Origin of the sequence: Kitasatospora sp. NPDC056446, assembly GCF_042796115.1 — a bacterium.
Lineage (GTDB): Bacteria > Actinomycetota > Actinomycetes > Streptomycetales > Streptomycetaceae > Kitasatospora.
The window spans coordinates 70,133-88,016 of record NZ_JBHTRF010000032.1 but is presented as its reverse complement, the minus strand read 5'-3'; the positions used below and the strand labels follow the sequence as shown (position 1 = coordinate 88,016).

The window sequence follows — 17,884 nt, the reverse complement described above, 5'->3', positions numbered from 1 at the left end:
GTGCGGCGGCCGGGGCCGGAGCGGCCGGGGCGGCGGTTGCGGCGGGCGCGGGTGCGGCCGGAGCAGCAGCGGGCGCGGGGGCAGCGGCAGGGGTCGGCGTGGGGCCGGCCTGGGTCGCGGCCTGGGTCACTGGGGTCACCTCGGTACCGGGCTTGTAGTCGGCGAAAAAGTCCCACCAGGCTCGGTCGACCGAGTTCGGGTCCTGGAGGTACTGCTGGTAGATCTCGTCGACGAGCCACTCATTGGGGCCGAAGCCTGTGGAGCTTGCCGAGCTGTTGGGGGTTTCAGGGGACTGTGGCGACACGGCGGCAACCGCCCTCTTCCGCTTCCTTTTGGGATGTTTGGACAGCGGGGATTAAGGCTACGCCCCTGACCAGTGATCGCGCAGTCCCCGGGGGCCAGGCGTCGTCCAGATCACAGTCCTGACCTGCAGTTTGGCTGAAAAAGTACGTTAGAAAGCCGTATCTGAGGGGAACCGATCGCGGCTGAACTGCGCTTATGTCTGGACAAAACCGGACAAACCCCTACGGAAATCCTCTAACGATCTTCGTATGCGGCTGTGTCGGATCTGTGACAAATGTCCCGGCCGTCACCTGGACGCGGCCCGGGTAGGCGGACCTCGATCCGGCAGCCGCTCGGCGACTCGGCCACGGCGATCCGTCCGCCGTGCAGGTCCACCGCCCAGCGGGCGATGGCCAGGCCCAGGCCGGTGCCGCCGTCGGCGCCCGCACCCGAGGCGGTCGCGGTGCCGCTGCGGCTGAACCGCTCGAAGACCCGGGTGCGGTCCGCGGGCGGGATGCCCGGGCCCTCGTCCTGGACCTCCAGCAGCAGGCCGCCCTGCTCGCCGTCGGGTCTGGCGCGCACCGTCACGGTGCCGCCGGGCGGGGAGTGCTTGCAGGCGTTGTCGACCAGGTTGGCGACCACCTGGTGGAGCCGCTCCGGGTCCGCCACACCGGTCAGGCCGACCGGGCTGACCTCCAGGGCCAGCCGGACGTCCCCGCGCCGGGAGAAGGCCCCGCCGGCCGTCGCGCCGTCCACGGTGACCCCGCGCAGCACGCCGTCCAGGAACTCGCGCACCTCGAAGGGGCGGGCGTCCAGGTCGACCACGCCGTCGTCGATCTTGGAGAGGTCGAGCAGGTGGGTGACCAGGCGGCCGAGCCGCTCGGTCTGCTCCAGGGCCGCCTGGAGGGTCGCCGGATTGGGCTGGACGACGCCGTCGACCACGTTCTCCAGGACGGCGCGCAGCGCGGCGATCGGCGTGCGCAGCTCGTGCGAGACGTTGGCGACCAGCTCGCGGCGGTGCCGGTCGGCGGCCTGGAGGTCGGCGGCCATCGCGTTGAAGGCTGCCGCCAGCTCGCCGATCTCGTCGCGGGAGCTCACCTCGACCCGGCGGCTGTAGTCGCCGGAGGCCATCGCCCGGGCGGCGGCCGTCATCTCGCGCAGCGGGGCGGTCAGCCCGTGCGCGAGGAACTGCATGAACAGCAGCGAGGCGATCATGGAGAAGACCATGATGATCCGGATCTGGGTCTCGGACCGGATCGCCACGACCACCATCCCGGTGGCCAGGAAAACGGAGACGATCACCAGCAGGGCGAGCTTGCCCTTGATCGAGCGGACCGGGTCGAGCGGCCGGATGTCGGCCCAGACCCGGCTGGCGGCGCGGGCGGCGAGCGTCTGCGGTCGCGCGCCGGCGGATGCCCCGTTGCGTTGCTGTGGAAAGGTCATTGGTCCCAATAGTCCCCGCGGGCGTGCCCCGCGTGCGTCCCGCTGCGTGCCGACGCAGCTTCTCCCGCCAGGCGTCGTCCGGACACGGGCCCCCCGGCGGCCCGTCGTCCGAGGTCCGCCGTCAGGACAGCGGGGCCTCCAGTGCGTACCCGACACCGTGGACGGTGCGGATCCAGCTGGCCCCGATCTTCCGGCGCAGCGCCTTGACGTGGCTGTCCACGGTGCGGGTGCCGGACGCGTCGGTCCAGTCCCAGACCTCGGCCAGCAGCTGCTCGCGGGTGAGCACCGCGCGCGGCTGGGCCGCCAGGCAGGCGAGCAGGTCGAACTCGGTCGGCGTCAGGTGGACGTCGCCCGCGGCCAGCCGGACCCGGCGCTGGACGTGGTCGATCTCCAGCTCGCCGAAGCGCAGGCTGCCGAGCGCGGGCGTGCGGGCCGCCTGCTGGGCGCGCTCGACGCGGCGCAGCAGCACGTTGACCCGGGCGGCCAGTTCGCGCATCGAGAACGGCTTGGTCATGTAGTCGTCCGCGCCCACGCCGAGGCCGACCAGCAGGTCCGTCTCGTCGTCGCGCGCGGTCAGCATCAGCACCGGCACCGGTCGCTGGGCCTGGATCCGGCGGCACACCTCCAGGCCGTCGAAGCCGGGCAGCATGATGTCGAGGACGACCAGGTCCGGCTGCCAGGTGTGGAAGCCGTCGACCGCGCCGGGGCCGTCGTGGGCCACGGCGACCTTGAAGCCCTCCGCGCCCAGCCGGGCCGCGATCGACTCGGCGATCGTGGGCTCGTCCTCCACCACCAGCACTCTGCGCTGGCTGCTCACAGTGCCGCCGGTGTTGTGGTTGTCCTGCTGAATTTCTGTCACGGTCACGCCACCGCCCCCAGGGCTGCGGGCCGGCCACCTGTGGGGATGGCGGGCTCCGCTCGTAGTCTTGTTCCGTCGTGGACTGTGCCGGGTCCGCCGTCCCGTCGCGCGATCGGGAGGCGAGGACGGATTCGTCGGCCGTCCACTTCTCCCGCGCACTTCGCAGCGTACGGACAGCGGATGCTTTCCGGCAGGTGGACCGGACGTTTCCGGCCCGTGGCCCGGCTGTTCGGGCCGCCCGCGGACCCACTGCACGAGTGGGCACGGGCCGCTACCTTACCCGGGGATTTTTCTCTGCGTAACGGTACGTATGCAGTCGAGTTGACGCCAAGTCGCCGGTCAGAGGCCCTACTGACGCGTTAATGGAGAGAAGGTCTGGACCAATGTCGGGAATCCGGGGTTCCGCTGCGCAGACGGTCTTCACCGGCTTTTCCCAGGTGCCTCTCAGAACCTCGACGTACCGTGGCCACGACAACACCCGGTCGGGCGGAATCCGCGCTGGGCGCCGGTGCGTTGGGCACCTGCGGGGGCCGCCGGCCGCCGACGTGGAGCGGAGGCGTCATGGCGGGACCGCGGCAGGGTGCCGAGGGATGCGCGCCTGCGGGAGTGCCGTACGGAATGCTGCGGCACGGGATGCGCGCCGGCGTCGCGCGATGGCTGCTGGAACGCGTGCCGACGCCCCGTCGGACCCCTTTCACCCTGGGATATCTCGCCGTCGTCGGCGCCACCACGACCTTCGCCGGGCTGGCCCATCCGGAACTCGTCCAGCGCTTGCAGGAAGCCTCCAGTTCGGACGGGCACAACCTGCTGCAGCACCCTTTGCGGGCCCTCGTCCTGAGTGGTTTCTGGGTGGCCGGCGACGCGTGGGTGCCGTACCTGTGGGGATTCGCGTTCACGCTCGCACCGCTGGAGCGCAAGGTCGGATCCGCCCGGGCCGCGATGGTCTTCGCGATCGGCCACGTCGTGGCCACGCTGCTCTCGCAGGGAGTGGTGATCACCGCCGTGGAGACCGGTCGGATGGCGCCCGAGGCGATGGACCACCTGGACATCGGGGTCAGCTACGGGGTGCTCGCCTGCCTGGGCGCGGTGGCCGGGCTGCTCTCCTGGCGCGGCCGGCTGCTCGCGCTGGGCGGCGCCGGGCTGATGATCGCCGAGCAGATCGCCTCCGACAAGGACGTGGTCACGGCGGTGGGGCACCCGGCGGCGGTGCTCACCGGGGTCGCGCTGTGGCGCTGGCTGCGCCGGGCCGAGCGGCGCCCGCCCCGGCCGCGTCCGGCCGCCGCGAAGGCGCCCGGCGCGGTGCCCGCGCACGGTGCGGCGCGGGTGCGGGCCGCGCGCTGAAGGCCGCGCGCCGAGGGCCTCCCGTACGGGGGCGCCTCCGTGGACCCCTCCGCGGACCTTTCCGCGACGTCTTGACGGGCGCCGCCGAGGCGTCTTCGAGGGCCGGGGAGCTCCGTGTGCCGAGGATTTCTTGAGGCGCGCTTAGTGCTCTCTTAGGGCTTTTTTGACGGACCGCCCGCCGTGCGTCCGCCGTCCCTCCCCGTCCGCGATCCGTTCGCTCAGAGCGAACCGGGCGCCGGGAACATTCGGCACCCGTCAGGCCTTAGTCAGGTCGACTCAACTTCACTGACTGGGGAGAGATCATGGCATCGACGTCCACACCGCTCACCCTGCCCGTGCTGCCGCTCGACGACGAGGTCGTGCTCCCGGGCATGGTCGTCCCGCTGGACCTGAAGGACACCGAGGTGCGCGCGGCGGTCGAGGCCGCCCGCGCGGCGGCCGCGGGCGGCGCCAAGCCGCAGGTCCTGCTGGTCCCACGGGTGGACGGCTCGTACGCGGCGGCCGGCACGCTGGCCACCGTGGAGCAGGTCGGCCGGCTGGCCGACGGCCCCGACACCGCCGGCCAGCCCGTCGCGCTGGTGCGCGCCGTGCGCCGGGTCCGGATCGGCGTCGGCACCACCGGTCCCGGCGCCGCCCTCTGGGTGGAGACCACGCCGTTCCGGGAGTCCTCGGTGGGCACCCCGGTGGCCGGCCGCGCCGCCGAGCTGGTCAAGGAGTACAAGGCGCTGTCCACCCAGTGGCTGCGCAGGCGCGGCGCCTGGCAGATCGTCGACCGGGTGGCGCAGATCGAGGGCGTCGGCGAGCTCGCCGACAACATCGGCTACGCGCCCTTCGTCACCGCCGAGCAGAAGCTCAAGGTGCTGCTGGAGGCCGACCAGGTCGCCCGGCTGGAGTACGCGCTGGCCCTGCTGCGCGACCACCTCGCCGAGGAGGAGGTCAACGACACCATCCGCAAGGACGTCGAGGAGGGCGTCGCCAAGCAGCAGAAGGAGTTCCTGCTCCGCCGCCAGCTGGAGGCCGTCCGCAAGGAGCTGGCCGAGCTGAACGGCGACGCGGCCGACGAGGAGGGCGACTACCGCGCCCGGGTCGAGGCCGCCGACCTGCCGGAGAAGGTCCGCGAGGCCGCGCTGAAGGAGGTCGACAAGCTGGAGCGGGCTTCCGACCAGTCGCCCGAGGGCTCCTGGATCCGCACCTGGCTGGACACCGTCCTGGAGCTGCCCTGGAACGAGCGCACCGAGGACGCGTACGACATCGCCGGCGCCCGCGCGGTGCTGGACGCCGACCACGCCGGCCTGGCCGACGTGAAGGACCGGATCGTCGAGTACCTGGCCGTCCGCAAGCGCCGGGCCGAGCAGGAGGCCGGGCCGGACGGGTCGGGCGAGGCGCTGCCCGGGGCCGGCGGCGGGCGTCGGGCGGGCGGCGCGGTGCTGGCCCTGGTCGGCCCGCCCGGCGTCGGCAAGACCTCGCTCGGCGAGTCCGTGGCCCGCGCCATGGGCCGCACCTTCGTCCGGGTGTCGCTCGGCGGCGTCCGCGACGAGGCCGAGATCCGCGGCCACCGGCGCACCTACGTCGGCGCGCTGCCCGGCCGGCTGGTGCGCGCGATCAAGGAGGCAGGCTCGATGAACCCGGTCGTCCTGCTCGACGAGATCGACAAGGTCGGCTCCGACTACCGGGGAGACCCGGCCGCCGCCCTGCTGGAGGTGCTGGACCCGGCACAGAACCACACCTTCCGGGACCACTACCTGGAGGTCGAACTCGACCTCTCCGACGTCGTCTTCCTCGCCACCGCCAACGTGCTGGAGGCCATCCCCGAGCCGCTGCTCGACCGGATGGAGCTGGTCCGGCTGGACGGCTACACCGAGGACGAGAAGGTCGTCATCGCCCGCGACCACCTGCTCCCGCGCCAGCTGGCCAAGGCCGGTCTCGGCGGCGGGCAGGCCACGGTGGACGAGCCGGCGCTGCGCCGGCTCGCCGGGGAGTACACCAGGGAGGCGGGCGTGCGCAGCCTGGAACGCTCCATCGCCCGGGTGCTGCGCAAGATCGCCGCACAGGCCGAGCTGGGCGAGCGCCAACTGCCCGCCACCGTCGGCCCGGAGGACCTGCGCGCGCTGATCGGCCGGCCGCACCACGTGCCGGAGGCCGCCCAGGAGCCGGCCGAGCGCCGCACCGCCGTCCCCGGCGTGGCCACCGGCCTCGCGGTGACCGGCGCCGGCGGCGACGTCCTCTACATCGAGGCCTCGCTGGCCGACGCCGAGACCGGCGGCACCGGGCTGACCCTCACCGGGCAGCTGGGCGACGTGATGAAGGAGTCCGCGCACATCGCGCTCTCCTACCTGCGCTCGCGCGGTGCCGAGCTGGAGCTGCCGGTCACCTCGCTGCGCGACCGCGGCGTGCACCTGCACGTCCCGGCCGGAGCCGTCCCCAAGGACGGGCCGAGCGCCGGCATCACCATGACCGCGGCGCTCGCCTCGCTGCTCTCCGGCCGCAAGGTGCGCACCGACGTGGCGATGACGGGCGAGGTGTCGCTGACCGGGCGGGTGCTGCCGATCGGCGGGGTGAAGCAGAAGCTGCTCGCCGCCGACCGGGCCGGCGTCACCACGGTGATCATCCCCAAGCGCAACGAGGCCGACCTGGACGACGTCCCGGCCGAGGTGCTGGAGCGGCTCACCGTCCACCCGGTGTCGGACGTGCGGGAGGTGCTGAGGCTGGCGCTGGAGCCGGCCGGGCTGCTGGTCGCCGCCTGACCGCCGCCGAGGGGCCGACGGCATCCCCGCGTGCGAGACTGCGGAGATGCCGTCCCCCACGCAGCGCGCCCTGGCCCGGGTGCCGGACCGGCTGCGGCCGTTCCTGGTGCGGCACCGCCGGCTGGTGAAGTTCCTGCTGGTCGGGGGCTCCTGCTTCGTGCTCACCACGGTGATCGACGTCGAGCTCAAGTTCACCGTGCTGCCGGACAAGCCCGTGGTCGCGCTGACCGTCGCGACGGTGATCACCACCGCCGTCTCGTACGTGCTGAACCGCCGCTGGGCCTTCCGGTCCGGCGGCCGGCAGCGCGAAGTCCTGCTGTTCGTCCTGGTCAGCGTGGTGGCGATCGCCGTCAACGACGTGCCGCTGGCGCTCTCCCGCTACGTCCTGGACCTGCGGGAGCCGTACGTCGGCTCCTTCGGCCAGGAGGTCGCGGACTTCCTCAGCGGCATGGTCGTCGGCACCTTCGTCGCGATGCTGTTCCGCTACTGGGCGATGCGGCGGTGGGTCTTCACCAGGCCCGCCGGACCCCCCTCGGCCGCACCCGCCCTGGTGGCGGCGGCGGCCCCGGAACCCGGTTACGCTGCACCCGAGATGCCACGGGATGTGCCGTAAGGGGCGAGGTGAGCCTGATGCACGAGCCGGACGGCGTCCGGACCGGGCCCGCCAGCCAGCAGGGCATGCGCCGGGCCAACCTGGCCCTGGTGCTCGGGGTGATCGCCGGCGGCCCGCGCTCCCGCGCCGAGGTGGCCGCCGGGACCGGGCTGACCAGGGCCGCGGTCTCCTCGCTCGCCGAACAGCTGATCGCCGGCGGCCTGGTGGTCGAGGAGGGCCCCGCCGCGCCCAGCGGCAAGGTCGGCCGCCCCGGTACCGCGCTCGGACTCAACCCGCTCGGCCCCGGCGGCCTCGGCGCCGAGATCGGCGTCCGGCACCTGGGCGCCTGCGTGGTCGACCTGCGCGGGGAGGTCCGCGCCTGGCGGCGCGAGGAGGCCGACAACCGCGGCCGGGAGCCCGCCGCCGTGCTGGCCGACCTCGCCCGGCTGCTGCGCTCGGCCGTCGCCGAGGCGGGCCTGCGCCCGGCCGGCCTCACCCTGGCGGTGCCCGGGCTGGTCGACGGCTCCGGCGCCCTGCTGCGGCGCGCCGCCAACCTGGGCTGGCAGGACGTCCCGCTGGCCGCCGAACTGCGCGCCGCGCTGCGGCCGGCCGCCGACGGCCTGGCCGAGCTGCCGGTCGCGGCCGACAACGAGGCCAACCTCGGCGGACTGGCCGAGCGCTGGCTGGGCGAGGGGGCGGAGGACTTCCTCTACGTCTCCGCCGAGGCCGGGGTCGGCGCCGCGATCGTGGTCGAGGGCCGGCTGCTGCGCGGAGCGCGCGGCTACGCCGGCGAGTTCGGCCACGTGCCGGTCCACCCCGACGGGCCCCGCTGCGCATGCGGGGCGCACGGCTGCCTGGAGCAGTACGCGGGCGAGGCGGCGGTGCTGCGGGCCGCCCGGCTGACCGGTGCCGGGGGCGACTGGGTGACGCTGCTCGCCGGCCGTGCCGCGGCCGGCGACGAGGCGGCCCGGGCTGCCCTGGCCGGCGCCGGAACGGCCCTCGGCATCGCGGCGGCCGGCGCCGTCAACCTGCTGGACCCGGCCGAGGTGGTGCTGGGCGGCGGCTACGCCCGGCTGGCGCCCTGGCTGCTCCCCGCCATGCGGGCCGAGCTGGCCGCCCGGGTGACCGTCCGGCCGTGGTCGCAGGACCGGCTGGCCGTCTCCCGGCTGGGCCGCCGGGGCCCGCTGCTGGGTGCGGCGGTGCGGGTGGTGCGCGCCATCGTCGCCGACCCGGGGCCGCTGGCCGGCGGGTGACCCCGGTGCGGGGCGCCCGGCGGAACGTGCCCGGGCCCGGCCGGAACGCGCCGAGCCCCCGGCGGGCGGGCCGGGGGCTCGGTGGGGCGGGTGCCCGGTGGGGCGGGGAGGCTCAGGCCTCGGCCGCCGCGGGCTCGCGCTCCTCGGTGCGGGAGCCGCGCAGGACGGCCAGCAGGGCGAGGCCGATGCCGATCAGCGCCCAGACCACCAGGACCAGGATCGGCATCCCGATGTTGGTCGAGCCGAAGTAGGCGATCGACTTGGTGGCGCTGGTGCCGGCGCCGTTCGGGATCACCGAGCCGATGGCCCGCCAGAACGGCGGCATCATCGGCGCCGGGTAGACCCCGCCCGCGCTGGGGTTGCCCAGGACGACGAAGACCAGCACCGCGAGGCCGATGCCGATGATCCCGAACAGGCACTGCAGCGCCATGGTGAACGCGCCGACGGAGAAGACCACCAGGGCGCCGATGGCGGACAGCTGGAGGATCGAGCCGGGCAGCGCGTCCAGCACCGGTCCGGCGATGACCGTGCCGCCGATGCCCGCCGCGACCGAGTAGAGCGCCAGCACGCCGAGGCGGATCAGCAGCCGGTTGGTGTTGGCCGGCTTGGAGCCGGCGCTGATGCCCAGGATCGAGGCGACCAGGTAGCCGCCGACGCACCAGCCGATCACCAGGTAGAAGGAGGACAGGCCGTTGGTGTCGCCCTTGGCGAGCGGCACGACGTCCTCGACCTTGACCGTACGGCCCTGGGTCTTGTCGATCGCGGTGGTGACGGTCTCGGCGGCCTTGGCGGCGGACGGGCCGCGGGCGCCGCCGACCAGCAGGGTGTCCTCGGTGCCGGCCGGGTTCACGACCCACGCGGCGTAGATCTTCTGGTCCTTGATCTGCGCGGTGGCCGTCTCGGCGTCCGGCGCGGTGACGGCCTTGACGGCGGAGTTCGGGACCGCCTCCAGCGCCCCGATCAGCTGGGGGGCGACCTGCGGCGGGGCGACCACCGCGATGGAGAGGTGCTGCGGGGCGGGCTTGTGCAGCGCCCCGATGTAGGAGGTGATGAAGCCGAGCTGGAGCAGCAGCACCCCGATCACGAGCAGTGCCGCGCGAGGGGTGACCGCGCTCTTCAGTTCGGCGACGAAACCCTGGCCCGGGGCTGCCATCCACATCTCCTTGTGTATCGGGGGAAAACGGATCTTCCAGAACCGATACTTCATACCATGAAGTAGTTGGCTTGTCGCACCTCCCGCGCCGCCGTCCGGGTGACGTCGCTGCGCGATACTGACGCCGTGAGCGACGAGGAAGCCCTGGTGGCGGTGGAGCGCGAGGTCGCGCTGATGTTCCGGCGGGGCCGGGCCAGAGTGGCGGAACTCTCACGCAGGGTGCACCCCGGGCTGGAGGGCATGGCGTACAGCATGCTCGGCTACATCGAGCAGGCCGGGCGGGTCCGGGTGACGGACGTCGGCGTGCACTTCGCGGTGGGCAAGGCGACGGTGAGCCGGCAGATCCGGGCGCTGGAGGAGCTCGGCCTGGTGGCCCGGGAGGCGGACCCGCTGGACCGCCGGGCCGCGCTGGTGTCGCTGACCGAGGACGGGCGGCGGCGCTTCCTGTCGGCCCGGGACGTCCGGATGCGGCGGGTGCGCGAGGTGATGGGCGGCTGGTCGCCGGACGATGTGGTGCGGTTCGCGGAGCTGCTGCACCGTTTCAACGACGTGCTGGGGGAGCCCTCGGCCGACTGACCGGGGCGCCTTCGGCGGGGCGGCCCCCGGGGGCGGTGGTGCTGCGGACGGGGCCCGTGGTGCGGGCCTTTACTTGCCCTTGAAGAAAGTTGCCTTATTCAACCATCCGGTCTTATGGTTGCTTAAGGCAACGAAATTTCATGATGCGCGTATCCCGCCACGCCAGCGCCGAAGGACCCAGATGACCGTGACCACCGAGGCCGCCGGCGGCAGCGCCGCCGCCGTCGACAACCAACAGATGACCCACCGGCAGGTGATGGAGGCGCTCTCCGGACTGCTGCTCGGCCTCTTCGTGGCCGTGCTCTCCTCGACCGTCGTCTCCAATGCCCTGCCGCACATCCTGGCCGACCTGCACGGCGGCCAGTCCGCCTACACCTGGGTGATCACCGCGGCCCTGCTCACCCTCACCGCCTCCACCCCGATCTGGGGCAAGCTCTCCGACCTCGCCAGCAAGAAGCTGCTGCTGCAGATCGCCCTGCTGATCTACATCGCCACCTCCGCGCTGGCCGGGCTCTCGCAGAACACCGCCGAGCTGATCGCCTGCCGCGCCCTCCAGGGCATCGGCGCCGGCGGCGTCGTCGCGCTGGGCCAGATCTGCCTGGCCGCGATGGTCCCGCCGCGCGAGCGCGGCCGGTACAGCGGCTACTTCGGCGCGGTCTTCGCGCTCGCCACCATCGGCGGACCGCTGATCGGCGGCGTCATCGTGGACACCTCCTGGCTGGGCTGGCGCTGGTGCTTCTACGTCGGCATCCCGTTCGCGGTGGCCGCGATCCTGGTGGTGCAGCGGACCCTCAAGCTGCCGGTGGTCAAGCGCAAGGCGAAGATCGACTACCTGGGCGCGCTGGTCATCACCGCCTCGGTCAGCCTGCTGATGATCTGGATCACGCTGGCCGGCAAGAACTACGCCTGGGTGTCCTGGCAGACCGCGGCCATGGTCGGCGGCGGCCTGCTGCTGGGCGCACTGGCCGTCGTGGTCGAGCGCCGCGCCGCCGAGCCGATCATCCCGCCGGACCTCTTCAAGTACCGCACCGTCACCCTGGCCGCCCTCGCCAGCGTGCTGGTCGGCGTCGGGATGTACGGCGCGACCACCTTCCTCAGCCAGTACTTCCAGCTGGCCCGCGCCAAGTCCCCGACCATGGCCGGCCTGATGACCCTGCCGATGATCATCGGCCTGGCGCTCTCCTCCGCCGTGGCCGGCCGGCTGATCACCAAGTACGGCAAGTGGAAGGGCTACCTGGTCGCCGGTACGGCGCTGCTCGCGATCGGCTTCGGCCTGCTCGGCACCGCCCGGGCCGACACCGACTACGTGCTGCTCTCCGTCTACATGGCGATCACCGGCGTCGGCCTCGGCCTGACCAGCCAGAACCTGGTGCTCGCGGTGCAGAACACGGTGCCCCGGCACGAGCTCGGCGCGGCCAGCTCGGTGGTCACCTTCTTCCGCACCATGGGCGGCGCGATGGGCGTCTCCGCGCTCGGCGCGCTGATGACCAACAAGGTGGGCGACTACCTGGCGCAGAACCTGGCCGCCGCGCACATCCCCGCCGGGCACGCGGCGACCGGCGGCGGCATCCCGGACCTGGCCAAGCTGCCGGCCCCGCTCGTCCCGCTGGTGACGGACGCCTTCGGGCACGGCGTCGGCACCGTCTTCCTCTGGGCCGCCCCGTTCGCGGCGCTGGCCTTCGTCACCGTGCTGTTCATCCGGGAGACCGCGCTGAAGACCACCCAGGAGGGCTGACCGGCCGGGAGGACCGGCCGGCCGCCGGGATACGCGAACGGGCCGGGGAGTGCGAAAGGCACTCCCCGGCCCGTTGCGTTGCCGCGCGCGGGCGGCCGTCAGTGGCCGGCGATCAGCACCAGGCCGTAGCCGACGACGGCGGCGCAGGCCGCGAAGCAGGTGTACGCGCCGACCAGGGCCGGCAGCCCGCTGCCCGCGGACCCGGCGCCCTCACGGGCGGCGGTCTGCGCGGCCCCGCGGCGGGACAGTGCCACGATGCCGAGCGCGAAGACGGCGACCACGGCGACGGTGATGCCGAAGCTGATGCCGGCGGTCTGGGCCAGGGCGTTCCACTTGATGTGCATGGTGAGTGCTCCTCAGCCTGCGGCGCTCAGGCCGCGACCGTGGTCGAGGCGGGGGTGGGGGCGGTGGCCGCGGCGGTCGGTGCGACCTCGACCGGGGTGACGTCGTTGACCGGGGTGACGTCGTTGACGTTGTCGGCGCCGACCGGCTGGCGGCGGGAGATCACCCACATCGCGGCCGACCCGGCCACCAGGACGACGCCGACCAGCGCGACGCCCCAGGAGCCCTGCTCGGCCAGCAGGGCGGCGCCACCGGACACCAGGCCGGCGGCCGGCAGGGTCAGGCCCCAGGTGTAGACCATGCGGCGGACCAGGCTCCAGCGCAGCTCGCCCTTCGGGCCGCCGAGGCCGGCGCCCATGATGCCGCCGGAGCAGACCTGGGTGGTGGAGAGGCCGAAGCCCATGTGCGAGGAGGTCAGGATGACGGTCGCGGCGGCCGACTCGGAGGCGAAGCCCTGCGGCGGCCGGATGTCGGCCAGGCCCTTGCCCATCGAGCGGATGATCCGCCAGCCGCCCATGTAGGTGCCGAGCGCGATCGCGGCACCGGCCGAGACGATCACCCAGGTGGGGGGCAGCGCGCCGTGCGGCAGGGCGCCGACCGAGACCAGGGTCAGGGTGATGATGCCCATCGTCTTCTGGGCGTCGTTGGTGCCGTGCGCCAGCGAGATCAGCGAGGAGGAGAAGATCTGGCCGGTCTTGAAGCCCTTCTCGGTGGCCGCGTGGTCGCCCTTGCGGGTGATCGCGTAGGCCAGCTTGGTGGCGCCCCAGGCGGCCAGTCCGGCGACGAACGGGGAGGCGACCGCGGGGATGATGATCTTGGTGATGACGGTGTCGAAGTTGACGCCGTTCATGCCGACACCGACGATCGTGGCGCCGATCAGGCCGCCGTACAGCGCGTGCGAGGAACTGGACGGCAGGCCGCGCAGCCAGGTCAGCAGGTTCCACAGGATCGCTCCGGCCAGTGCGGCGAAGATGATCTCGGGGTGGACCCCGGCCTTCTCGTTGACGATGCCGCCGGAGATGGTGGTGGCGACCTTCACGGACAGGAACGCGCCCGCGAAGTTGAGGACGGCCGCGATGGTGACCGCGACCTTCGGACGAAGGGCCCCGGTCGCGATCGCGGTGGCGGCCGCGTTGGCGGTGTCGTGGAACCCGTTGGTGAAGTCGAAGGCGAGCGCCGTGATGATCACAACGGCTACCAGGAACGAGATGTGTTCCATACCCAAACAATCGTCGTAGTTGTCGCACGGACGTTGGTGACGTCGCGACCGTAGGTCTGCTTGGTAAACGGAAGGTTAACTGGGCCGGGAATCGTGGTTCCGATGGTTGACCCGGAGTGACCGGGAGCTTTCGCTGAAGTGACCTGGGCTGCGCTGAGCTGGACATTAGCGAAGAACGCCCCGGTTCGGCCGGGTTTGCTGAGAGCTGTCTCACAGGTCAATCGAGAATTAACCTCCCAGTCCGCGTGCGCCCTGTTTCCGGCGAGTAACCCGTGGGAGGATCTGCGGGATCCGGGAGGCCGGGACAGGGCGCGGGGCGGGGAGGACCAACCCATGGGCGGGGCTGCACAGCGAACGGAGACGGCAGGCGTACGCCCCTGGGTACGGGCGGCCCTGCGCTGCGGAGCCGTTCTCGCGGCCGCCGCACTCGCACTGCCCGTCGCCACCCAGGCGGCCTGGGCCGCACCCGACCCCGGGGCCGGCACGGTCGTCGCCGGCTCGGACCCGCTCGCCGCCGCCAAGGCCACCCTCGGCCCGCTGCTCGACCAGCTGCACGCGCTCTACCAGAGCGCCGAGGCCGCCACCGAGCAGTACAACGGGACGGTCGCCAAGGTCGCCGAGCAGCAGACCGCGCTCACCGACCTCCAGGGCCGGCTGGACCGCCAGCAGAAGCAGGTCGACACCGGCACCGACATCGCCTCGCAGCTCGCCGCCGCGCAGTACCGCAACGGCGCCGCCTCCGCGTACGCCGAACTGCTGCTCTCCAAGGACCCGTACGAGGCGGTCACCATCGCCGAGCTGCTCGCCACGGCCAGCCGCTCGCAGTCGGAGTTCCTGAACCGGCTGAAGGCCGACCGGGACGAGCTCGACGGCCTCAAGAAGCAGAGCGAGGAGGCGCTGAAGACCTCCCAGGCGCTGGTCGCCCAGCAGGACGCGGCCAAGGCCAAGGCGGCCACCGACCTCGCCGCCGTCGAGCAGGCGGTCTCCTCGCTGACCGGCGCCCAGCGCACCGAGCTGGAGCAGCTGGAGAAGGCGAAGGCCGACGAGGCCCAGATAGCCTTCCTGGCCTCCGGGGCGCTCGGCAAGGGGGAGCGCACGCCCTCCCAGCAGGGGCGCGCGGCGGTGGCCTTCGCGCTCGCCCAGATCGGCAAGCCGTACCTGTGGGGCGGCACCGGACCGGACTCCTACGACTGCTCCGGCCTCACCTCGCAGGCCTGGCTGCACGCCGGCAAGCCGATCCCGCGCACCAGCCAGGAGCAGTGGGCGCAGCTGCCGCACGTCGCGCTGAACCAGCTGCGGCCCGGCGACCTGGTGGTGTACTTCCAGGACGCCTCGCACGTCGGGATGTACATCGGCGGCGGGCTGGTCGTCCAGGCGCCGCGGCCCGGCGCCTTCATCAAGGTGTCGCCGGTCGGCTCGATGGCGATCCTCGGAGCCGTCCGCCCCGACCCGTCCGGCGCGGCCGACGACGCGGGCGGCGCCTGGAAGGTGCCCGACCTCCCGGCCGGCTGGGACTCCGTCACGCCGATCGCGCCCAGCCCGCACGTCCCCGCCCCGCCGGCCACCGGCGGCCCGGCGACGCCGCCGGTCACCCCGGGCGAGCCCACCGGCACGCCGACCACGCCCGGCGGCACCGGCACCCCGACCGACCCGGGGACGCCGACCACCCCGGGCACCCCGTCGGGCACCGGCACGCCGACCCCGACCGGCACCGGCACCCCGACCACCCCGCTGCCGACCGGCACCCCGGCCCCGCCCGCCCCGACCGGCACCGGCACCCCGACCGGCACTCCGGCCGGGACCCCGAGCGGCACCGGCTCGGCGAGCGCCACGCTCCCCGGCAGCGCCACCTCGACGCACCCGCTGGGCTCGCCGACGCACTGACGCGGCCGACGCCACGGAGGCCGCCCCGCGTCCTGGGACGCGGGGCGGCCTCCGTGCCGTGCGGGGTCCTACTCGCCGGTGTCGGGCTCGAAGCGGATCACGACCGCCTTGGAGGTGGGCGTGTTGCTGATGTCGGCCGTGGAGTCCAGCGGGACCAGGACGTTGGTCTCCGGGTAGTAGGCCGCCGCGCCGCCGCGGGCGACGGGGTAGTGGACGACGCGGAAGTGCGGGGCCCGGCGCTCGACGCCGTCCTTCCACTCGCCGACCAGGTCCACGTACCCGCCCTCGGCGAGGCCCAGTTCGGCGGCGTCCTCCGGGTTGACCAGGACCACCCGGCGGCCGCCCTTGATGCCGCGGTAGCGGTCGTCCAGGCCGTAGATCGTGGTGTTGTACTGGTCGTGCGAGCGCAGGGTCTGGAGCAGCAGGCGGCCCGGCGGCACCTCGGGGGCGGTCAGCGGGTTGACGGTGAAGTTGGCCCGGCCGGTCGCGGTCGGGAAGGTGCGGGAGTCGCGGGGGCCGTGCGGGAGGGTGAAGCCGCCGGGGCGGCGGACCTTCTCGTTGTAGTCCGCGAAGCCCGGGACGACACGGGCGATCCGGTCCCGCAGGGTGTCGTAGTCGGCGGCGAAGTCCTCCCACGGCACGGTGTCCCGCGGGCCGAGGACGGTCCGGGCGAGGCGGCAGACGATCGCCGTCTCGGAGAGCAGGCCGGGGGCGGGCGGGCGCAGGCCGCCGCGCGAGGCGTGGACCTGGCCCATCGAGTCCTCGACGCTGACGAACTGGGCGCCGGTGCCGGTGACGTCCCGGTCGGTGCGGCCCAGCGTCGGCAGGATCAGGGCGCGGGCGCCGGTGACCACGTGCGAGCGGTTGAGCTTGGTGGAGACGTGGACGGTCAGCCGGCAGCGGCGCATCGCGGCCTCGGTGACCTCGGTGTCCGGGGTGGCCGCGACGAAGTTCCCGCCCATCGCGAAGAACACCCCGACCCGGCCGTCGCGCATCGCGCGGATGGTGTCCACCGAGTCGAGGCCGTGCTCGCGCGGCGGCTCGAAGCCGAACTCGTTCTCCAGCGCGTCGAGGAAGGCCTTGGCCGGGCGTTCGAAGATGCCCATCGTCCGGTCGCCCTGGACGTTGCTGTGCCCGCGCACCGGGCAGACGCCGGCCCCGGGGCGGCCGACGTTGCCGCGCAGCAGCAGGAAGTTGACCACCTCGCGGATGGTCGGGACGGCGTGCTTGTGCTGGGTGAGGCCCATCGCCCAGCAGACGATGATCTTCTGCGAACCCAGCACCAGCCGGCCGAGCTCCTCGATCTGCTCCCAGGGCAGACCGGTCGCGGCGAGCACCTCGTCCCGCTCGGTCCGCCGCGCCTGGGCCTCGAACTCCTCGAAGCCGTGGCAGTGTTCGGCGACGAAGGCGCGGTCGACGCCGTCCTGCTCCAGGAGGATCCGGTTGAGCGCGCGGAACAGCGCAAGGTCCCCGCCGAGCCGGATCTGCAGGAAGAGGTCGGTCAGCTTGGTGCCGTGGCCGACCAGCCCGCGGGCGTGCTGCGGGTTCTTGAACCGCTCCAGGCCGGCCTCCGGCAGCGGGTTGACGCTGACGATGGTGGCGCCGGCCCGCTTGGCGCGCTCCAGGGCGGAGAGCATCCGGGGGTGGTTGGTGCCCGGGTTCTGGCCGGCCACGATGATCAGGTCGGCCTGGTAGAGGTCCTTGAGGCTGACGCTGCCCTTGCCGACGCCGAGCGTCTCGGTGAGCGCCGAACCGGAGGACTCGTGGCACATGTTGGAGCAGTCCGGCAGGTTGTTGGTGCCGAACCGGCGGGCGAACAGCTGGTACGCGAACGCGGCCTCGTTGCTGGTGCGGCCGGAGGTGTAGAAGGCGGCGCCGTCCGGGGTGTCCAGGGCGCGCAGCTCCTCGGCGATCAGCGCGAAGGCGTCGTCCCAGGAGACCGGCGTGTAGTGGGTGGCGCCCTCGTCGAGCAGCATCGGCTCGGTCAGCCGGCCCTGCTGCCCGAGCCAGTAGCCGGAGCGCCCCGCCAGGTCGTCGACCGGGTGGGCGGCGAAGAACTCGGCCCGGATCCGGCGCTCGGTGGCCTCCTCGGCGACGGCCTTGGCGCCGTTCTCGCAGAACTCGGCGGTGTGCGTCTTCTCCGGCTCCGGCCACGCGCAGCCCGGGCAGTCGAAGCCGTCCGGCTGGTTGACCTTGCGCAGGGTGGCGAGGGTGCGCAGGGCGCCCATCTGCTCGGTGGCCATCCGCAGGCTGTGGCCGACGGCGGGCAGTCCGGCGGCCGCGTGCTGGGGCGCGGACACCTCGGGGGCGTCCTGCGCCGGATCGCTCTGCGGGGCCTGCTTGGCCATGACCGCTCTCCTCGGCTCTGCTCCGACCCGGCCGTGGCGCCGGGGCCGCCGCTTCGTCGCGGGGCTCGGTCTCCATCCTTCCACCTGGCCGCAGGCGGGGGGAGGGCCGGTGG

The 17,884-nt window shown here is 73.4% G+C and carries 14 protein-coding genes; 7 read left to right on the top strand and 7 right to left on the bottom strand.

Features of this window, described 5'->3' with window-relative positions; genetic code table 11:
* The 3 genes from ACFQ6N_RS21295 to ACFQ6N_RS21285 all read right to left on the bottom strand — a co-directional run.
* Positions 1–304, bottom strand: a 304-nt coding sequence (locus ACFQ6N_RS21295) for a hypothetical protein (RefSeq protein ID WP_380651045.1), incomplete at its 3' end; no start/stop codon positions are given.
* Between the two features lie 233 nt (positions 305–537).
* Complete coding sequence (locus ACFQ6N_RS21290) at positions 538–1,725, bottom strand: sensor histidine kinase (RefSeq protein ID WP_380651042.1); 1,188 nt, start codon at positions 1,723–1,725, stop codon at positions 538–540.
* 121 nt (positions 1,726–1,846) lie between these two features.
* On the bottom strand, positions 1,847–2,584 hold the full coding sequence (locus ACFQ6N_RS21285; protein ID WP_316526322.1) for a response regulator transcription factor: 738 nt from the start codon (positions 2,582–2,584) through the stop codon (positions 1,847–1,849).
* A gap of 618 nt (positions 2,585–3,202) precedes the next feature.
* Between ACFQ6N_RS21285 and ACFQ6N_RS21280 the strand changes: the two genes are divergently transcribed.
* The 4 genes from ACFQ6N_RS21280 to ACFQ6N_RS21265 all read left to right on the top strand — a co-directional run bounded on the left by ACFQ6N_RS21280 (position 3,203) and on the right by ACFQ6N_RS21265 (position 8,514).
* On the top strand, positions 3,203–3,925 hold the full coding sequence (locus ACFQ6N_RS21280) for a rhomboid-like protein (protein ID WP_380651038.1): 723 nt from the start codon (positions 3,203–3,205) through the stop codon (positions 3,923–3,925).
* Between the two features lie 302 nt (positions 3,926–4,227).
* Positions 4,228–6,669 carry an endopeptidase La gene (gene lon, locus ACFQ6N_RS21275; RefSeq protein ID WP_380651035.1) on the top strand — a complete coding sequence of 814 codons (2,442 nt, stop codon included), beginning with the start codon at positions 4,228–4,230 and terminating at the stop codon, positions 6,667–6,669.
* Between the two features lie 46 nt (positions 6,670–6,715).
* Positions 6,716–7,282, top strand: coding sequence for a GtrA family protein (locus tag ACFQ6N_RS21270; protein WP_380651032.1), 567 nt, complete (start codon positions 6,716–6,718; stop codon positions 7,280–7,282).
* Between the two features lie 17 nt (positions 7,283–7,299).
* Entirely contained in the window at positions 7,300–8,514 is a 1,215-nt protein-coding gene (locus tag ACFQ6N_RS21265; protein WP_380651030.1) for an ROK family protein, read from the top strand.
* A gap of 112 nt (positions 8,515–8,626) precedes the next feature.
* On the opposite strand, the gene ACFQ6N_RS21260 is transcribed toward ACFQ6N_RS21265, so the two are convergent.
* Entirely contained in the window at positions 8,627–9,667 is a 1,041-nt protein-coding gene (locus ACFQ6N_RS21260; protein WP_380651028.1) for a DUF3533 domain-containing protein, read from the bottom strand.
* 126 nt (positions 9,668–9,793) lie between these two features.
* Between ACFQ6N_RS21260 and ACFQ6N_RS21255 the strand changes: the two genes are divergently transcribed.
* Both ACFQ6N_RS21255 and ACFQ6N_RS21250 read left to right on the top strand, forming a co-directional pair.
* Positions 9,794–10,243 (top strand): MarR family winged helix-turn-helix transcriptional regulator, encoded by a 450-nt coding sequence (locus ACFQ6N_RS21255; RefSeq protein ID WP_380651026.1) that lies wholly within the window; start codon positions 9,794–9,796, stop codon positions 10,241–10,243.
* A gap of 181 nt (positions 10,244–10,424) precedes the next feature.
* Positions 10,425–11,978, top strand: coding sequence for an MDR family MFS transporter (locus tag ACFQ6N_RS21250; RefSeq protein ID WP_380651023.1), 1,554 nt, complete (start codon positions 10,425–10,427; stop codon positions 11,976–11,978).
* Between the two features lie 98 nt (positions 11,979–12,076).
* Here ACFQ6N_RS21250 and ACFQ6N_RS21245 read toward each other — a convergent pair whose 3' ends face one another.
* Positions 12,077–12,322 (bottom strand): hypothetical protein, encoded by a 246-nt coding sequence (locus ACFQ6N_RS21245; protein ID WP_380651020.1) that lies wholly within the window; start codon positions 12,320–12,322, stop codon positions 12,077–12,079.
* 26 nt (positions 12,323–12,348) lie between these two features.
* A complete protein-coding gene (locus tag ACFQ6N_RS21240) occupies positions 12,349–13,539 on the bottom strand; it encodes an anion permease (protein WP_380651017.1) in 1,191 nt (396 codons plus the stop codon).
* 333 nt (positions 13,540–13,872) lie between these two features.
* Between ACFQ6N_RS21240 and ACFQ6N_RS21235 the strand changes: the two genes are divergently transcribed.
* Positions 13,873–15,423 carry an NlpC/P60 family protein gene (locus ACFQ6N_RS21235; RefSeq protein ID WP_380651014.1) on the top strand — a complete coding sequence of 517 codons (1,551 nt, stop codon included), beginning with the start codon at positions 13,873–13,875 and terminating at the stop codon, positions 15,421–15,423.
* 68 nt (positions 15,424–15,491) lie between these two features.
* Here the strand turns inward: ACFQ6N_RS21235 and ACFQ6N_RS21230 are convergent, their stop codons facing one another.
* Positions 15,492–17,771, bottom strand: coding sequence for an FdhF/YdeP family oxidoreductase (locus tag ACFQ6N_RS21230; RefSeq protein ID WP_380651011.1), 2,280 nt, complete (start codon positions 17,769–17,771; stop codon positions 15,492–15,494).
* Between the last annotated feature and the right edge of the window lie 113 nt (positions 17,772–17,884).

Bases quoted from the DNA above. Each gene is read 5' to 3' on its own strand.
- ACFQ6N_RS21290 (WP_380651042.1), bottom strand. From the start codon at position 1,725: ATGACCTTTCCACAGCAACGCAACGGGGCATCCGCCGGCGCGCGACCG.
- ACFQ6N_RS21280 (WP_380651038.1), top strand. From the start codon at position 3,203: ATGCTGCGGCACGGGATGCGCGCCGGCGTCGCGCGATGGCTGCTGGAA.
- lon (WP_380651035.1), top strand. From the start codon at position 4,228: ATGGCATCGACGTCCACACCGCTCACCCTGCCCGTGCTGCCGCTCGAC.
- ACFQ6N_RS21270 (WP_380651032.1), top strand. From the start codon at position 6,716: ATGCCGTCCCCCACGCAGCGCGCCCTGGCCCGGGTGCCGGACCGGCTG.
- ACFQ6N_RS21265 (WP_380651030.1), top strand. From the start codon at position 7,300: ATGCACGAGCCGGACGGCGTCCGGACCGGGCCCGCCAGCCAGCAGGGC.
- ACFQ6N_RS21260 (WP_380651028.1), bottom strand. From the start codon at position 9,667: ATGGCAGCCCCGGGCCAGGGTTTCGTCGCCGAACTGAAGAGCGCGGTC.
- ACFQ6N_RS21250 (WP_380651023.1), top strand. From the start codon at position 10,425: ATGACCGTGACCACCGAGGCCGCCGGCGGCAGCGCCGCCGCCGTCGAC.
- ACFQ6N_RS21245 (WP_380651020.1), bottom strand. From the start codon at position 12,322: ATGCACATCAAGTGGAACGCCCTGGCCCAGACCGCCGGCATCAGCTTC.
- ACFQ6N_RS21240 (WP_380651017.1), bottom strand. From the start codon at position 13,539: ATGGAACACATCTCGTTCCTGGTAGCCGTTGTGATCATCACGGCGCTC.
- ACFQ6N_RS21235 (WP_380651014.1), top strand. From the start codon at position 13,873: ATGGGCGGGGCTGCACAGCGAACGGAGACGGCAGGCGTACGCCCCTGG.
- ACFQ6N_RS21230 (WP_380651011.1), bottom strand. From the start codon at position 17,771: ATGGCCAAGCAGGCCCCGCAGAGCGATCCGGCGCAGGACGCCCCCGAG.